This is a genomic window from Providencia sp. PROV109, from assembly GCF_033681625.1.
Taxonomy (GTDB): Bacteria; Pseudomonadota; Gammaproteobacteria; order Enterobacterales; family Enterobacteriaceae; genus Providencia; species Providencia hangzhouensis.
Genome location: NZ_CP096320.1, coordinates 531,431 through 549,916 on the forward strand (window position 1 = coordinate 531,431; position 18,486 = coordinate 549,916).

Sequence of the window (18,486 nt, forward strand, 5' to 3'; positions counted from 1 at the left end):
TTAACCTCTCGCAACTTTTTTGACATCAATCGCCACTACTGGTGGCTGTGGGTAATATCTTGCATTAGTAGCCGCTTTTTCTTTTAAGCCGCTAGGCGCGTGATATAGAGGACTCAAGTGCTGCAAAGATTCCGTTGTTTTTAAGTAAGATTGACTACCTAAGGTATCTAAATAGCAGAATACTCCCCCTCTAAATGGTGGAAAGCCTAAACCGTAAACTAAAGCAATATCTGCATCCGAAGGGCTTTGGATAATGCCTTCCTCTAAGCAACGAACAACTTCGTTGATCATTGGAGCCATCATTCGAGCAATAATTTCTTCTTTGGTGAATGAGCGTCTTGTTGAGCAAATAGTAGCAAGTAGTTCATCCGTCCGCGGATCATCAACTTTTTTCGGTTTCCCTTTTTTATCTTTTTCATATTGATAAAACCCGTGGCCATTTTTTTGGCCAAAACGTTGTTGTTCATACATCACATCAATGGCATTTTTGCCTTTTTTTCCCATTCGTTCAGGAAAACCTTGAGCCATAACTTGTTCTGCATGAAAAGCAGTATCAATACCAACCACATCAAGAAGATAAGCGGGCCCCATTGGCCAGCCAAACTCTTTTTCCATGACTTTATCTATTTCTCTAAAGTCAGCCCCATCTTGTAACAGTAAGTTAAAGCCAGCAAAGTAAGGAAAAAGTACTCGGTTAACAAAGAAGCCAGGGCAGTCATTGACAACAATAGGGGTTTTCCCCATTTTATTGGCGTAGGCAACAACCTTAGCAACAGTGTTATCAGAAGTTTGTTCTCCGCGAATAATTTCGACTAATGGCATTCGATGCACAGGGTTAAAAAAGTGCATTCCGCAGAAGTTTTCTGGGCGCTTTAGTGATTTAGCGAGGGTTGAAATTGGAATAGTTGATGTATTTGAAGCCAGTATAGTTTCACTTGTTACTAAGGACTCAACTTCAGCTAATACAGCAGCTTTGACTTTAGGGTTCTCAACAACGGCTTCAACGACGATTTGGCTATCTTCTATGCCATTGTAAGATAATGAAGGATGAATAGATGATAAGGTCGCCGCCATTTTTACAGCTGTAATTTTTCCACGCTCAAATTGGTTATTTAATAGCTTTTGTGCCTCTTCAATCCCTAATTCTAATGACTTAACATTAATATCTTTCATTAAAACAGGTACGCCTTTGCTGGCAGACTGATAAGCAATGCCTCCGCCCATAATTCCTGCACCTAATACGGTGGCATGTGTTGGAATCTCAATACGTTGTGCGATCTTTTTACTATTTGACTTAACTTGTTGGTCATTTAGAAAAATACTCACTAACGCACGTGCAACATCACTATGCGCTAGAGGAACAAATGCTGCTGTTTCATGCTTTAAGGCCTCATCGCGGGTACAATTTGCTGCCTTTTCTATTGTATTCACAGCCGCCATAGGGGCTGGATAGTGTTTGCCTGCAACCTTATACACCATTCCCTTAGCGACATTGAAACTCATCGTTTGCTCAATAGGTTTCAATTGCAGAGGGCTAAGTTTAGGTTGGCGTTTTTGCTGCCAATTGAAGGCTCCGGTGATTGCAGATTCAATGAGTTGTAGCGCTGATTGTGCGAGAGCTTCTGTATTAACAACGGCATCAATAAGGCCAAGTTTTAAAGCTTGAGAGGCATCGATATCTTTACCCGCAGTAATAATTTCTAATGCGCTATCCAAACCAATTAATCGAGGTAGCCGAACAGACCCACCAAAGCCAGGCATGATCCCAAGTTTCGTTTCAGGAAGCCCAATTCGGGCATCAGGGGAGGCGATACGAAAATCAGTGGATAAAACACATTCACAACCACCACCTAGTGCATAGCCATTAATGGCGCAAATCGTTGGAACAGGCAGGTCTTCAATACGATTAAATATACTGTTAGCGTAGTGTAACCAATCACTTAGTGTTTCTTTTGATGCTTCAAAGAGTGACAGAAACTCTTTGATATCAGCGCCAACAATAAAAGCGGGTTTATCAGAACGGAAAATTACACCTTGCAGCTCGGTTTGTTGCTCAAGAACAGACACGGCTTCATCAAGTGAAGCAACGGTGTGGGTGTCCAATTTATTAATTGGCCCTGGTGAGTTAAAAACCAGTTCTGCAATCCCTTGTTTCAACCATTGAATATAGATAGTGTCACTTTGATAAAGCATTCTGCTCTCCTCTACGTGGTAGTGTTATCTGGTACGACCAGATGAAAAGAGTGTGACTAGAATGTTAATTAATTGCAAATGATTAATGACAAAAATGGAAGGTTGGTCACAGCAATTAAGTGAAATAATTAATGATTTAAATGATAAATGTATTATATATCAATTAATTAATTAGGGTTTGCAACAGAGTGCATATCCGTTAATAACAGAACGTGGTAAGCTTAATTTTTCTAATTAATGCTGAAAGGTTGAAGGAAATGGAAAAACTGACTGCACTCTACGCTGAACACATTAAAACGTTACAAAACAGAACTCAGCAAGTTTTACAGCGCAGCAAATTAGATGCCATATTGATTCATTCAGGTGAACCCCTACGCATCTTTCTTGATGATAGCGACTATCCGTTTAAAGTTAACCCTCATTTCAAAGCGTGGGTACCTGTTACCGATGTTCCACATTCATGGTTATTAGTTGATGGTATAAATAAGCCTAAGCTATGGTTTTATTCCCCCGTTGACTATTGGCATAGTGTTGAGCCACTACCGAACAGTTTTTGGACCAAAGATATTGAGCTAATCCACTTAAAAAATGCGGATGACATCAAAACGCTTCTCGCAAGCTTATCAAAAGAAAATGTTGCCTATATAGGCTCAGCAACAGCACGAGCAGAATCTTTAGGGATTTCTTTGCATAATATCAATCCCAAATCGGTTTTAGATTACTATCATTATCATCGTTCTTATAAGACAGATTATGAGCTTTACTGTATGCGAGAAGCTCAAAAAATGGCTGTAAATGGGCACCTCGCTGCTCTCGAAGCATTCCGTGCAGGTATGAGCGAATTTGATATTAATGTCAGTTACTTACAATCTACCGGTCATCGAGATACCAATGTGCCTTATGGTAATATTGTTGCGCTGAATGAAAATGCGGCGGTATTACATTACACGAAACTACAGCAAACTGTGCCGAACGAATTACGCAGTTTTCTTATTGATGCAGGCGCTGAATATAATGGCTATGCTGCTGATATTACGAGAACTTATGCGGCGAAAGGTAAAGACGAATTTGCTGAATTGGTTGCAGATGTCAACACAGAGCAGCTTGCTTTAATTGATACGATTAAGGCAGGTGTCCGCTATACTGATTATCACGTGGATATGCATCATAGGATTGCTAAGATACTGATTAAACATGATATTGTTAAAGATATTAGCGAAGAGTCGATGGTGGAAAGTGGCTTAACAACGCCATTTTTACCTCATGGTTTAGGCCATCCACTTGGGTTACAAGTTCATGATGCTGCAGGTTTTATGCAAGATGATAGTGGTACTCATCTCGCAGCTCCTAAAATGTATCCATTCTTGCGTTGTACTCGTGTTTTAGAACCTAAAATGGTGTTAACTATTGAGCCTGGGCTCTACTTTATTGAATCTCTGTTATCTGAATGGAGAAATGGGGAGTTCAGCCAACACTTTAATTGGGATAAAATCGAGTTCTTCAAACCTTACGGTGGAATCCGCATTGAAGATAATATCGTGATCCATGCAAATCGTATTGAGAATATGACTCGAGACTTACATTTACGTTAATGAAACCTTATTTAATACCGGCTGAAACCATTTCTTTTACAGAAGAAATCAAAAAAAGCCAATTTATTACGTATTTAGCTCATACAGATGGTATTGAAGCGGCAAAAGATTACATTCAATCGATTAAAGCTCAATACCCAGATGCCCGGCACCATTGCTGGGCATTTGTTGCTGGTCGGCCTGATGATTCACAAAAATTGGGGTTCTCTGATGACGGAGAGCCGACAGGAACAGCAGGAAAACCCATCATGGCGCAACTATTAGGTAGCAATCTAGGGGAGGTTACCTGTGTTGTTGTACGTTATTTTGGTGGGATAAAACTAGGCACTGGTGGGCTAGTTAAAGCTTATGGAAATGGTGCCCAGCAAGCATTAAAAATATTACCAACAAAGACAAAAGTACCACAAAAAATCTTTAATTTAGTGTGCGACTATTCATTGATTAATGCGATTGAACAACTGCTTGTCCAAGTGAATGGCACAGTTTTACACAGTGATTATAATGAAACTGTCTCTTTACAAATTGCAATTCCTGCCACTCTTGAGCAGGAAGTCAATGATAAATTACGCGATATAAGCCGTGGAGCCTTAACGCTCACGTCAGAATCACAATAGTAAACAGTTTTATCAAGGAACCTGCCGAATGCATTTTCGTGCAATAACCCGTATAGTCGGGCTGCTTGTCATCATCTTTTCTTTTACCATGGTTATTCCTGGTATTGTCGCGCTAATTTATCGTGATGGTGCAGGGCGAGCTTTTAGCCAGACTTTTATTACTGCTTTGCTAATTGGTCTTTTTTTGTGGCTACCAACCCGTAATAGCCGGCACGAACTGAAAGCAAAAGAAGGCTTTCTTATCGTTGTTTTATTTTGGACGGTACTGGGAAGCGTAGGGGCATTACCTTTTATTTTTTCTGAAAGACCTAATCTTTCGGTAACTGATGCTTTTTTTGAATCGTTCTCAGGATTGACGACGACAGGTGCGACAACGTTAACAGGGCTTGATTCCCTACCCAAAGCTATTTTATTTTATCGGCAGATGCTTCAATGGCTTGGGGGGATGGGGATTATTGTACTTGCCGTTGCAATTTTACCACTTTTGGGTGTCGGGGGAATGCAGCTATATCGTGCAGAAATGCCGGGTCCTTTGAAAGACAATAAAATGCGGCCTCGTATTGCAGAAACAGCAAAAACATTATGGCTTATCTATGTACTGCTAACTATTGCCTGTGCGGTTGCTCTATGGATAGCCGGTATGGATGTTTTTGATGCTATTTCTCACAGCTTTTCGACTATCGCTATTGGTGGGTTTTCAACTCATGATGCTAGTATTGGTTATTTCAATAGTCCTGCGATTAACACTATCATTGGTATTTTCCTGATTATCTCTGGTTGTAACTTCGGTTTGCACTTTGCAGTATTAACTGGACGTAGTTTAGGGATTTATTGGCGCGATCCTGAATTTAGAATGTTTATTAGCTTCCAGTTTGTCTTGGTGGTTATTTGTACCTTAGTACTTATGTTCCATTCTGTTTATAGTAGCTTTGGTCAAACACTTGATCAGGCATTCTTCCAAGTCGTGTCCATGGCGACAACGGCTGGATTTACGACAGATAGCTTTTCTGGTTGGCCTCTTTTTTTACCTATGCTGCTATTGTGCGCCGCATTCGTTGGTGGATGTGCAGGCTCGACAGGTGGTGGGTTAAAAGTTATTCGTATATTGTTACTTTTCTTACAAGGCTCGCGTGAGTTAAAGCGCCTAGTTCACCCAAATGCAGTCTACACAATCAAATTAGGACAACGCGCATTACCTGAAAGGATCATCGAAGCTGTTTGGGGCTTCTTTTCTGCATATGCACTGGTCTTTGTCGTCAGCTTATTATTACTGATTGCTACAGGAGTTGATGAATTCTCTGCTTTTTCAGCAATTGCAACGACACTGAATAACTTAGGGCCAGGGTTAGGGACTGTGGCTGATAATTTCACAACGATGAACCCTACAGGCAAATGGATATTAGTTGTCACGATGTTATTTGGGCGTTTGGAAGTTTTCACTTTATTAGTGCTACTGACTCCCACTTTTTGGCGTGAATAGTTGGGTACAATTAATAAATAATATTACCTATATAGAAATGATATTAATTTAGGAACAATAATGAGCTACTTACTTTTACACTCCAGTACGGATGGGCAAACTAAAAAAATTATTCTAAAAATGGCGGAGCAACTGAGAAACTCAGGTCGTGAATGTGATATTCGTGATTTAAATACTGACCAACAGCTTAATTTATCAGGCTACGATAAAGTATTAGTAGGGGCATCTATTCGTTATGGGCATTTCAATAAAAAACTACAACGCTTCGTGCTTTCTCATCAAAATCAATTGAACTCAATGAAGACGGGTTTTTTTGCTGTAAATTTGACGGCAAGAAAAGAAGGCAAGAATACGGTAGAAACCAACGCATATACGCGAAAATTTTTAGAAGCATGTCCTTGGAAGCCTACATTGAAGTCTGTTTTTGCCGGAGCGCTGTTTTATCCACGTTATACATGGTTTGATAGAATGATGATTCGTCTAATAATGAAAATGACAGATGGCCCAACCGATCCAAAAACAGAGATTGAATATACTAACTGGGAAAAGGTTGCTGAATTCACAGTTGAATTTGATGATTTGTAGCTCACAATTTCAACAAAACGTAGTTATTTTGTGTGATTTGTTTAATAAATCATCGCTTGATGAAATAAATCAAAAAAACACTTGCGAGAATTTTTCGACTCCCTATAATGCGCATCCGTTGTCACGACAAACCGGTTCGAAGAAAACTTCGTAACCCAGTGATAACAGAGGTGAGAAAGAAAAAAGTTGAAAATAAACTCTTGACTTTCTAAATAAAAAACGTAATATACGACACCTCGCGACAACGACCTCGAAGTCGAAAATCAAAAGATTTAGTCGCAACGCTCTTTAACAATTTATCAGACAATCTGTGTGGGCACTCACAAGACACTATCAAAAAATATTTGATTTTAAGTCTTGAAGAGTGACTAACACGTTAATTCATATATATGAACTAATAGGTAATTTGATTTCTTCGGAAATCAAACGACAGTAAACATTCTTTGAGCATCAAGCTTTTTAATTGAAGAGTTTGATCATGGCTCAGATTGAACGCTGGCGGCAGGCCTAACACATGCAAGTCGAGCGGTAACAGGGGAAGCTTGCTTCTCGCTGACGAGCGGCGGACGGGTGAGTAATGTATGGGGATCTGCCCGATAGAGGGGGATAACTACTGGAAACGGTAGCTAATACCGCATAATCTCTTAGGAGCAAAGCAGGGGAACTTCGGTCCTTGCGCTATCGGATGAACCCATATGGGATTAGCTAGTAGGTGAGGTAATGGCTCACCTAGGCGACGATCCCTAGCTGGTCTGAGAGGATGATCAGCCACACTGGGACTGAGACACGGCCCAGACTCCTACGGGAGGCAGCAGTGGGGAATATTGCACAATGGGCGCAAGCCTGATGCAGCCATGCCGCGTGTATGAAGAAGGCCCTAGGGTTGTAAAGTACTTTCAGTCGGGAGGAAGGCGTTGATGCTAATATCATCAACGATTGACGTTACCGACAGAAGAAGCACCGGCTAACTCCGTGCCAGCAGCCGCGGTAATACGGAGGGTGCAAGCGTTAATCGGAATTACTGGGCGTAAAGCGCACGCAGGCGGTTGATTAAGTTAGATGTGAAATCCCCGGGCTTAACCTGGGAATGGCATCTAAGACTGGTCAGCTAGAGTCTTGTAGAGGGGGGTAGAATTCCATGTGTAGCGGTGAAATGCGTAGAGATGTGGAGGAATACCGGTGGCGAAGGCGGCCCCCTGGACAAAGACTGACGCTCAGGTGCGAAAGCGTGGGGAGCAAACAGGATTAGATACCCTGGTAGTCCACGCTGTAAACGATGTCGATTTGAAGGTTGTTCCCTAGAGGAGTGGCTTTCGGAGCTAACGCGTTAAATCGACCGCCTGGGGAGTACGGCCGCAAGGTTAAAACTCAAATGAATTGACGGGGGCCCGCACAAGCGGTGGAGCATGTGGTTTAATTCGATGCAACGCGAAGAACCTTACCTACTCTTGACATCCAGAGAATTTAGCAGAGATGCTTTAGTGCCTTCGGGAACTCTGAGACAGGTGCTGCATGGCTGTCGTCAGCTCGTGTTGTGAAATGTTGGGTTAAGTCCCGCAACGAGCGCAACCCTTATCCTTTGTTGCCAGCGATTCGGTCGGGAACTCAAAGGAGACTGCCGGTGATAAACCGGAGGAAGGTGGGGATGACGTCAAGTCATCATGGCCCTTACGAGTAGGGCTACACACGTGCTACAATGGCGTATACAAAGAGAAGCGACCTCGCGAGAGCAAGCGGAACTCATAAAGTACGTCGTAGTCCGGATTGGAGTCTGCAACTCGACTCCATGAAGTCGGAATCGCTAGTAATCGTAGATCAGAATGCTACGGTGAATACGTTCCCGGGCCTTGTACACACCGCCCGTCACACCATGGGAGTGGGTTGCAAAAGAAGTAGGTAGCTTAACCTTCGGGAGGGCGCTTACCACTTTGTGATTCATGACTGGGGTGAAGTCGTAACAAGGTAACCGTAGGGGAACCTGCGGTTGGATCACCTCCTTACCATTGAAGTGTACTTGTGAAGTGCTCACACAGATTGTCTGATAGAAAGTAGAGCAATGGCTTTACGTGGGAGACTTATTCGAGAGGATAAGACTTACACGAAAATAGCAAAACGGTGTTTTGCAATTGAATTTTCGTGTCCCCTTCGTCTAGAGGCCTAGGACACCGCCCTTTCACGGCGGTAACAGGGGTTCGAATCCCCTAGGGGACGCCAATTGCGCCGATATCGAGTGAAAGACGATGTCCCCAATAATGATTAAACCAATTATATTGTAGTTGGTTTAACAATTATGCTCTTTAACAATCTGGAACAAGCTGAAAATTGAAAACAACGCACATTGTTTATCGCTTAAACAATGTGAGAGTCTCTCAAAATTTCAGACCTGAAATTTTCGGTCACTTTAGCGAGTGGCATGAGCGAGCAGTCAGTCCTTCGCGGCGGCCAGCGCACAGCAAGCGCAGCATACATAAGTATGTGAGCATTGCGAGCACTGCCCAACAAAGAAGGAATGCACGCACAGCCATGACAGTAAGGTGAACGTTGAAACAATTTCGGGTTGTGAGGTTAAGCGACTAAGCGTACACGGTGGATGCCTAGGCAATCAGAGGCGATGAAGGACGTGCTAATCTGCGATAAGCGTCGGTAAGGTGATATGAACCGTTACAACCGACGATTTCCGAATGGGGAAACCCAGTGCAATCCGTTGCACTATCGTTTGATGAATACATAGTCAAACGAAGCGAACCGGGGGAACTGAAACATCTCAGTACCCCGAGGAAAAGAAATCAACCGAGATTCCCCTAGTAGCGGCGAGCGAACGGGGAGCAGCCCAGAGTCTTAATCAGCATTAGCATCAGGAGAACGGTCTGGAAAGTCCGGCAGTAAAGGGTGATAGCCCCGTATCCGAAGGTGTTAGTGTTGTGAACTCGACGAGTAGGGCGGGACACGTGTTATCCTGTCTGAATATGGGGGGACCATCCTCCAAGGCTAAATACTCCTGATTGACCGATAGTGAACCAGTACCGTGAGGGAAAGGCGAAAAGAACCCCGGCGAGGGGAGTGAAATAGAACCTGAAACCGTGTACGTACAAGCAGTGGGAGCCCCATCACTCAAGTGCCTCGGCAATTGAGTGAGGGTGTAAAACCATCACAATAACAGCGCAGGATTTGCCAACAAGATTGGCTGATTTTTTCAAGCCGCAGCGCAGTGGACATCGAAGTCCATGAGCAGCGGAAGTTAAAAAATCGGGCAAGATTGGCCGCAAAGCCAAGCGGGACATTTGAGGATGGGGTGACTGCGTACCTTTTGTATAATGGGTCAGCGACTTATATTCTGTAGCAAGGTTAACCGTATAGGGGAGCCGTAGGGAAACCGAGTCTTAACTGGGCGAATAAGTTGCAGGGTATAGACCCGAAACCCGGTGATCTAGCCATGGGCAGGTTGAAGGTTGGGTAACACTAACTGGAGGACCGAACCGACTAATGTTGAAAAATTAGCGGATGACTTGTGGCTGGGGGTGAAAGGCCAATCAAACCGGGAGATAGCTGGTTCTCCCCGAAAGCTATTTAGGTAGCGCCTCGTGAACTCATCTTCGGGGGTAGAGCACTGTTTCGACTAGGGGGTCATCCCGACTTACCAACTCGATGCAAACTACGAATACCGAAGAATGTTATCACGGGAGACACACGGCGGGTGCTAACGTTCGTCGTGAAGAGGGAAACAACCCAGACCGCCAGCTAAGGTCCCAAAGTCATAGTTAAGTGGGAAACGAAGTGGGAAGGCTCAGACAGCCAGGATGTTGGCTTAGAAGCAGCCATCATTTAAAGAAAGCGTAATAGCTCACTGGTCGAGTCGGCCTGCGCGGAAGATGTAACGGGGCTAAACTATGCACCGAAGCTGCGGCAGCGAACGTATCACTTAAACTGATTAAGTGATACTCAAATGTATCAAAACGATTGACGGAGCGAAGCGACGTCAATGCGTCCAACAAAGTCGAGGCGGAAACGTCAGGCAGTCAGTTTAAGGATACGTTCGTTGGGTAGGGGAGCGTTCTGTAAGCCTGTGAAGGTGTGCTGTGAGGCATGCTGGAGGTATCAGAAGTGCGAATGCTGACATAAGTAACGATAATGCGGGTGAAAAACCCGCACGCCGGAAGACCAAGGGTTCCTGTCCAACGTTAATCGGGGCAGGGTGAGTCGACCCCTAAGGCGAGGCAGAAATGCGTAGTCGATGGGAAACGGGTTAATATTCCCGTACTGGTGATAATTGCGATGGGGGGACGGAGAAGGCTAGGCTATCCGGGCGACGGTTGTCCCGGTTTAAGGATGTAGGCAGGTGAATTAGGCAAATCCGGTTCACTACATGCTGAGGTCCGACGACGAGTCACTACGGTGATGAAGTAGCTCATGCCCCGCTTCCAGGAAAAGCCTCTAAGCTCTAGATTATCATTAATCGTACCCCAAACCGACACAGGTGGTCAGGTAGAGAATACTCAGGCGCTTGAGAGAACTCGGGTGAAGGAACTAGGCAAAATGGTGCCGTAACTTCGGGAGAAGGCACGCTGGCATTAGGTGAAGTGATTTACTCATGGAGCTGAAGCCAGTCGCAGATACCAGCTGGCTGCAACTGTTTATTAAAAACACAGCACTGTGCAAACACGAAAGTGGACGTATACGGTGTGACGCCTGCCCGGTGCTGGAAGGTTAATTGATGGGGTTATCCGTAAGGAGAAGCTCTTGATCGAAGCCCCAGTAAACGGCGGCCGTAACTATAACGGTCCTAAGGTAGCGAAATTCCTTGTCGGGTAAGTTCCGACCTGCACGAATGGCGTAATGATGGCCAGGCTGTCTCCACCCGAGACTCAGTGAAATTGAACTCGCTGTGAAGATGCAGTGTACCCGCGGCAAGACGGAAAGACCCCGTGAACCTTTACTATAGCTTGACACTGAACATTGAGCCTTGATGTGTAGGATAGGTGGGAGGCTTTGAAGCGTGGACGCCAGTCTGCGTGGAGCCAACCTTGAAATACCACCCTTTAATGTTTGATGTTCTAACGTTGCCCCATTATCTGGGGTGCGGACAGTGTCTGGTGGGTAGTTTGACTGGGGCGGTCTCCTCCCAAAGAGTAACGGAGGAGCACGAAGGTTGGCTAAGCATGGTCGGACATCATGCGGTTAGTGCAAAGGCATAAGCCAGCTTGACTGCGAGAGTGACGGCTCGAGCAGGTACGAAAGTAGGTCTTAGTGATCCGGTGGTTCTGAATGGAAGGGCCATCGCTCAACGGATAAAAGGTACTCCGGGGATAACAGGCTGATACCGCCCAAGAGTTCATATCGACGGCGGTGTTTGGCACCTCGATGTCGGCTCATCACATCCTGGGGCTGAAGTAGGTCCCAAGGGTACGGCTGTTCGCCGTTTAAAGTGGTACGCGAGCTGGGTTTAGAACGTCGTGAGACAGTTCGGTCCCTATCTGCCGTGGGCGTTGGAAGATTGAAAGGGGCTGCTCCTAGTACGAGAGGACCGGAGTGGACGCACCACTGGTGTTCGGGTTGTCATGCCAATGGCATTGCCCGGTAGCTAAGTGCGGAAGAGATAACCGCTGAAAGCATCTAAGCGGGAAACTTGCCTTGAGATGAGTCTTCCCTGACTCTTTAAGAGTCCTAAAGGAACGTTTAAGACTAAGACGTTGATAGGTTGGGTGTGTAAGCGTAGCGATACGTTGAGCTAACCAATACTAATGAACCGTGAGGCTTAACCTGACAACACCGAAGGTGTTTTAGAGAGATAGAGTTGTTTTTCAGAGAACGTGAGAAGCCGAAAGGTGAAGGACACACAGCTTGTTTGAGATTGACGTTCTGGTTTAGTGAAGAAAAAACTAAACGGGAACAAACAGAATTTGTCTGGCGGCAATAGCGCGGTGGTCCCACCTGACCCCATGCCGAACTCAGCAGTGAAACGCCGTAGCGCCGATGGTAGTGTGGGGTCTCCCCATGTGAGAGTAGGGAACTGCCAGACATTAAATTAGTGAGAAAGCCACCCATAGGGTGGCTTTTTTGCGTTTGGAGAAAAAAAGAAAAACAGTGGATGTTGAGGTTAGGTGGGGTGCCTAAGTTTTAGTTCCTCAGTTCCTCAGTTTCTTAGCTCCTTAATGTTTTAATCCCTAATTTTAATCCTCTCTTCATCTCTTTTAGCTACTTTTAGGGCTCTCTCTATCTATCTATCACCATCATTAATGAGAGTGCGTGATGCAAAGTAGTGAGTAACAACTCACAGATTGTTTAGGGTAGCGGAATTTTAATAAAATCAAATAAATATTGTGGATTGGGTGTTTCCCCATCATGGTGATGAATGACATAGCTTGAATCAAAGAAGTCAGTAACAACTCACCTCTCTTTTGACCGGGACGAGGTGGGTAGGAGGAAAAACTCAATTCCTTGTATTTAAATGATGGATGCGATTAATAAACATAAAGTAGTCAGTAACAACTCACTTGTTGAAGGAGACGGTGGCTGTTGGTGAAGGTGGGATAACAGGGGCTAGGAGAAGTAATGGAGGGGAGCGGTTGTATTGGTGCGCTGAATGGATATTGTGAATACAAAGTAGTGAGTAACAGCTCACAGATTGTTTAGGGTAGCGGAATTTTAAGAATATCACGAGAGTACTGTGGATTGGGTGTTTCCCCATCACGGTGATGAATGATACCGCTTGAGCCAAAGTAGTCAGTAACAACTCACTTGTTGAAAGGGCGGTGGCTGTTGGCGATGGTGGGATGACAGGGGTAGGAGAAGTAATGGGGGGGAGCAGTTGTATTGGTGTGCTGAATGGATATTGTGAATGCAAAGTAGTGAGTAACAGCTCACTAGTTATGGGAGTTGGACGTTTAAATACATAGTATTGTATACCATAGAATAGCTAACTTATTGCTAATGTATTGAAATGGGGAATGTATTTAGCAGATATAAAGTAGTGAGTAACAACTCATTTGGTATGGTAATTAAACGATATCTGGTAGTAGAATCAAAAAATATAGTGAGCAAGGTTGTAGTGAATTTTATATGATTACTTATTATATAAATAGGATAATATAAGGGAAGTTTACTGATAAATAGAATGTATTTGATAAGTTAAAGTTAAGGATAATATTTATTATTGAGGGTGGTGAAATATTAAATATTAAATATTAACAAATTTATCATGCTTCTACCCTGAAATTAAACTAGTGCTATTATTAATTAATGATATTAAGAATAATTAATTAAATTATTTTTCCTCTATAATGTATTTTTATAATATTTCTAGGTTTAGATAAGTATTTTTATAATTAAAATGCAAGATTAGAAAATTAAGTTATAAATAAAAATATGATAAAACATATTTATTTGAAATCTAATAAAGGAAATTCTTCCAATATTTTTTTAAACCACGGTGTGAAAACTTCAGGATTAAGAAGGATCTCTTGTTTTAATTGAGTAATATTTACCCACCTTATAGATGAGACTTCTTCTCTATTTGGTTGGATATTCTTGTTATAATGTCCAATAAAGATATGGTCATACTCATGTTCAATTAATCCTCCCTGAACATCAGCTTTATAAATTAAGGAACCTATATGCGTTAATGGAGTGGCAAAGCCTAGCTCCTCTTGAAGTCTACGTTCAGCGGCTTTCTGAGTATCTTCATTAGGTTTAGGATGGCTACAGCAAGAATTTGCCCATTGCCCAGCTGAATGATATTTATGAAGAGCTCTCTGTTGAATCAGTAGCTCGTTTTGCTCATTAAAAATAAATACTGAAAATGCTCGGTGCAGATGACCGAGTTGATGCGCCAATAATTTAGGCATAACACCAATAGGTTCATCATGTTCATTTACTAAAATTAATTCATCTTCCATTTATATTATTTTCCTTCATAAAATGATTTCAGTAGTTTAGTATAATTAAAAATATAAGTTTGCATATTAGAGCTATTTACTAATGAACATAATTATTCTTTACTCACAGCTATCATAAGGTTATATAGCTGCGAGTATAAAAATTATTTTTGTTGTAAAACCCAAACTGCAGCTTCAACCCTTGATTTTAAATTGAGTTTTTTAAGTAAATGTTTAACATGTACTTTTACTGTGCTTTCTGCAATATCTAGTTTACGAGCTATCATTTTATTTGATAAACCCTGAGAGATCAGTTCTAAAATATCGGCTTCTCTTGGTGTCAATGAGGCAATATTATTGTCATCCTGTGTGGTGTTATCTCTTAGTGATTCAGCAAGTACAGATGCTAATGTTGGGCTGACAACTAACTTACCGCTTGCTGCTTCTTTAAGGGCTACGATAAGCTCTTCAGGTTCCATATCTTTTAGTAAATAACCATCTGCACCTCTTTTTAGTGCATTGACTAAATCATCACTATAGTTAGAAACGGTAAAAAGAATAATTCTACCTGACAGCTCTCGCTTCCTAAGTTCATCAAGAGTTTCAAAACCATTCATGCCTGGCATGTTGAGATCCAGTAAGATAAGGTCAGGATCTTGCTCTTCAGCGATTTGGATACCTGTTTTACCATCTCCCGCTTCACCGATAACTTGTAATGAAGGTTCCAAACTAATCAATTGTTTGACTCCATTTCTTAGCATCGGATGATCATCAATAAGTAGAATGGTTGATTTTTCGTTCACTATATTTGTATTTTCCATAGATGATTTTTCCGGTATGTTAAGCGTCAGATAAAGGGAAGGTAACTTTTACCTCTGTTCCACCTTGAGGCCTAGGTGTAATACAACAGTTGCCATTAAGGCTTAATGCTCTTTCTCTCATAATAATAAGCCCATAATGATTAAGTTTATCAGTATTTGACGTGATCCCTGTACCATCGTCAGTAATTGTAATAGTCACAATACCATCATACTGGTTTAATGAAACCTCAGCCCATTTTGCATTAGCATGTTTTAAAATATTGGTTAATGCCTCTCGGACTATTTGTATAATATGAATAGATTGATGCGGTGAAATACTTTTTGCGGGTAGGTCGTAATTTAAGTCTATTTTATACCCCATACGTTCGCTAAATTCATTAATGGTACTTTCTAATGAGGGGAGCAGACCTGGCTCCGTTAATTTAAGCCTAAATGTGGTTAATAGCTCTCTCAATTGACTATATGCGGTATTAATCTCGCTGCGCATTTCCGTTAACAACTGTTGTGGCTTTTCTGGTAATGGTTCAGGTTGTAATTGCAGGTAACTAATTTGCATCTTCAAGCAAGATAGAGACTGGGCGATAGAGTCATGGAGTTCTCTGGCAATAGCAGAACGTTCATCCATGATAAGCAACTGTTGCTGTTGTTCTATTTGGTGTTCCATTGCTAACATGCCAGAAATTTGTTTTGCTAAAACAGAAACGAGATTGTTTTGTTCATCTGAAAGTATTTGATTATCTTCAATCTCACCAATAATAATGCCATAACGATGCATATTGTCTGATAAATCCCATTGCAAGCTAAGAGGTTTCTCGGTTGTGACTTGTTGTTTTAGTTGCTTTGTATTCGCTTCAGATAACCCGGTTGAATGGCAGCATATTTCATGAAAATATGCTTCATTGCTTTCTTCATACAACCGTAAACTCAGATTTTTGAGTATGGTAATGTTTTCTAGTTCAATAAGAACTTTTTGTAATCGCAAGTAGAGGGGATCCGAGGAATGAAGGATTTGGTTTGATTGATATAAATAAGATAACACCTTATTTTTTGTGATTAAGTCTGCAGTTTTTTCTGCGACTCTTTCTTCAAGCTGATGATAACTTAGCGCTAATTCATCCGACATCTGGTTCAGAGTTTCTCCTAGCGCATTTAATTCATCTTGCCTATTATTTTTAGGGTAGCGTTGGCTAAAATCTTTTCGTCCAATCGCATTGACCATTGATAATAATTTAACCCATGGGTAATAAATTTTTCTTCTCAGGTGCCAGATAGTTCCCATAAGTAATAAGAATACTAAACTGATGAAAATCAGTTGTGTCATGGCAACATAAGCAATCTTTCTTTCCGTTTTCTCATCAATGTTATGAACTAATTCATCTAGTTTACTTACAAATGATATAACTTCGTATCTTGCATCGTTAGGTGTATTTGCTTCCATTAATGAGGGTTTTAAGATATGTAACCAATAATTGTAGAGTTCATCAAATTGAGGCGTTAAATTTTCGATCTTTACAACTTGAGTCAGCTCTGGGCTGATGAGGTCAGATTCTAATGCATCGAGATAACGCTGATTCTGGGTATTTAAAGGGACTAGAGAAAGCAATCTGTAGCTCTGCATTCGTAGTGAACCAGATTTATTTATTGCATGAGCGTTACCCTGCACACTTAAAATCATTCGATTGGAAATCGTCATCCCAATAATTCCTAAGATCGCAATAAGTAGCATAAGGCCGATCACTTGGTTAATAATTGAAAATCGGCGATACAGTGTGGGCATGTGTCACTTCCTTAAAGAGTAGCGCTAGCGAACTTAAAATGCATATTTCTCGTATTGTTCATAAAGGGTCGAATATTAAATATACTACTTTGGTAGTAGTTTTTTGGACCTATAACGATATAGAGAATAAAAAATAAAATTTTTCTTTAAGTTTTATGCTTTTATTTATTGATATATAAGATTAAATTTGGTTTGACTGGAAATAGGTTTACGTATTATAGCGTAAATTAAAGATGAGTTTCTTTTGATTTAGATCAGTTTAAATATCGAAGTAAATCAATATGTAAAATAATATACATCGAAAGTGTCTTTGATAATCATATCAATGATAGAAAGAAAGGCAGCCCTAATCGATAGAGCTACCTTTTTGTTTTAAGCTTTTTTAAATTTTTTGAATAGTGAGATTATCGCAACAAGGATTAGGCCTGTTACTAGCCCAAAAAATAAATTAATTATAGTTGGTAAGATAAACTGCATAGTACTGCCAATGATAGGCGTTAAGGTTGCTGTAAAGGATATTTCGGTGATCCATTCTGAAATATAGCTGATACCGTGGGTTAGAATACCACCACCGACCATAAACATCGCGGCAGTCCCTACAACAGATAATGTTTTCATCAGATAAGGAGTGGCATAAATTAATGAATTACCACATTTTTTTAATAAAGAAGAGGTTTTCTTCTGTAAATAAAAGCCTAAGTCATCTAATTTGACAATCCCTGCAACTAAGCCATATACACCGATAGTCATTACGATAGCAATGATAGAGAGTACGGCCACTTGGTTGATAAAAGTGGTAGTGGAAACAATACCTAGTGTGATGGCAATAATTTCGGCTGATAAAACAAAATCAGTACGAATAGCCCCTTTAATTTTTTTACTTTCAAATTCCTTAAGTTGTTCTTCTGATAACTGTAATTGATTTTGGGAAACAGTATCTTTTACGTTAGAATGCAAGAGCTTATGAGTTATTTTTTCTGCGCCTTCAAAACAAAGGTAGGCTCCACCAATCATAAGTAGTGGTGTGATAGCCCAAGGAAGAAAGGCACTGATTAATAACGCTAAAGGAACAAGTATTAATTTATTAATAAATGACCCTTTAGCAACGGACCAAACAACAGGAATCTCTCTATCTGCACGAACACCTGTGACTTGCTGGGCGTTTAGCGCGAGGTCATCACCTAAAACCCCAGAGGTTTTTTTGGCAGCCATTTTCGTCATGACGGAAACATCGTCTAGTACAGCGGCAATATCATCAAGTAATGTGAGTAAGCTACTTCCAGCCACAAGGGTATCCTCAATATTTTTTAAGGTGTCATTAATGTTTATTAGGTCAGTTAATGGATAATTAGTTCACTACAACATAAACCATATGTACAAATAAGATAATTCCACTGCAACTGATAAGTCTGAATTTTGAATTATTAAATTTTTATGACAGTGGAACCAATATGGTTTTTTCTTTTCTAACTTATTAATTTTAGTAAAGTAACATATTGCTATCTGCTATTTTACTTTATATTCGGTTTAATTATTTAGTTTATAAATAAATT

General features: G+C 41.4%; 9 protein-coding genes, 1 tRNA gene and 3 rRNA genes. 8 read left to right on the forward strand and 5 right to left on the reverse strand.

Going from position 1 to position 18,486, the window contains the following annotated elements; genetic code table 11:
• Positions 1-2,193 (reverse strand): fatty acid oxidation complex subunit alpha FadB, encoded by a 2,193-nt coding sequence (fadB, locus tag M1F25_RS02360; protein ID WP_109912569.1) that lies wholly within the window; start codon positions 2,191-2,193, stop codon positions 1-3.
• Between the two features lie 257 nt (positions 2,194-2,450).
• Here fadB and pepQ point away from each other — a divergent pair, with 257 nt between their 5' ends.
• The 8 genes from pepQ (at position 2,451) to rrf (ending at position 12,480) form a co-directional block, all read left to right on the forward strand.
• Entirely contained in the window at positions 2,451-3,785 is a 1,335-nt protein-coding gene (pepQ, locus tag M1F25_RS02365; protein ID WP_109912568.1) for a Xaa-Pro dipeptidase, read from the forward strand.
• Entirely contained in the window at positions 3,785-4,399 is a 615-nt protein-coding gene (locus tag M1F25_RS02370) for an IMPACT family protein (protein WP_109912567.1), read from the forward strand. The genes pepQ and M1F25_RS02370 overlap by 1 nt, the downstream gene beginning before the upstream one ends.
• 28 nt (positions 4,400-4,427) lie before the next feature.
• On the forward strand, positions 4,428-5,879 hold the full coding sequence (trkH, locus tag M1F25_RS02375) for a Trk system potassium transporter TrkH (RefSeq protein ID WP_109912566.1): 1,452 nt from the start codon (positions 4,428-4,430) through the stop codon (positions 5,877-5,879).
• Positions 5,880-5,939: 60 nt separating this feature from the next.
• Positions 5,940-6,464 carry a menaquinone-dependent protoporphyrinogen IX dehydrogenase gene (gene hemG, locus M1F25_RS02380; protein ID WP_109912565.1) on the forward strand — a complete coding sequence of 175 codons (525 nt, stop codon included), beginning with the start codon at positions 5,940-5,942 and terminating at the stop codon, positions 6,462-6,464.
• A 460-nt stretch (positions 6,465-6,924) separates the two neighbouring features.
• Positions 6,925-8,464: ribosomal RNA gene (locus M1F25_RS02385) — 16S ribosomal RNA — on the forward strand.
• A gap of 138 nt (positions 8,465-8,602) precedes the next feature.
• Positions 8,603-8,678, forward strand: a tRNA-Glu gene (locus M1F25_RS02390).
• Positions 8,679-9,027: 349 nt separating this feature from the next.
• Positions 9,028-12,224 (forward strand): 23S ribosomal RNA (locus M1F25_RS02395).
• A gap of 140 nt (positions 12,225-12,364) precedes the next feature.
• Positions 12,365-12,480: ribosomal RNA gene (gene rrf, locus M1F25_RS02400) — 5S ribosomal RNA — on the forward strand.
• The 16S, 23S and 5S rRNA genes sit together here with 1 tRNA gene alongside, the layout of an rRNA operon.
• A 1,360-nt stretch (positions 12,481-13,840) precedes the next feature.
• Here the strand turns inward: rrf and idi are convergent.
• The 4 genes from idi to M1F25_RS02420 form a co-directional block, all read right to left on the reverse strand.
• Positions 13,841-14,356 (reverse strand): isopentenyl-diphosphate Delta-isomerase, encoded by a 516-nt coding sequence (gene idi, locus M1F25_RS02405; protein WP_181489193.1) that lies wholly within the window; start codon positions 14,354-14,356, stop codon positions 13,841-13,843.
• 143 nt (positions 14,357-14,499) lie between these two features.
• Positions 14,500-15,156, reverse strand: coding sequence for a two-component system response regulator NarL (narL, locus tag M1F25_RS02410; RefSeq protein WP_004905790.1), 657 nt, complete (start codon positions 15,154-15,156; stop codon positions 14,500-14,502).
• A 19-nt stretch (positions 15,157-15,175) separates the two neighbouring features.
• A complete protein-coding gene (gene narX, locus M1F25_RS02415) occupies positions 15,176-16,933 on the reverse strand; it encodes a nitrate/nitrite two-component system sensor histidine kinase NarX (protein ID WP_181489195.1) in 1,758 nt (585 codons plus the stop codon).
• Between the two features lie 372 nt (positions 16,934-17,305).
• On the reverse strand, positions 17,306-18,220 hold the full coding sequence (locus M1F25_RS02420; RefSeq protein ID WP_110592455.1) for a DUF808 domain-containing protein: 915 nt from the start codon (positions 18,218-18,220) through the stop codon (positions 17,306-17,308).
• Between the last annotated feature and the right edge of the window lie 266 nt (positions 18,221-18,486).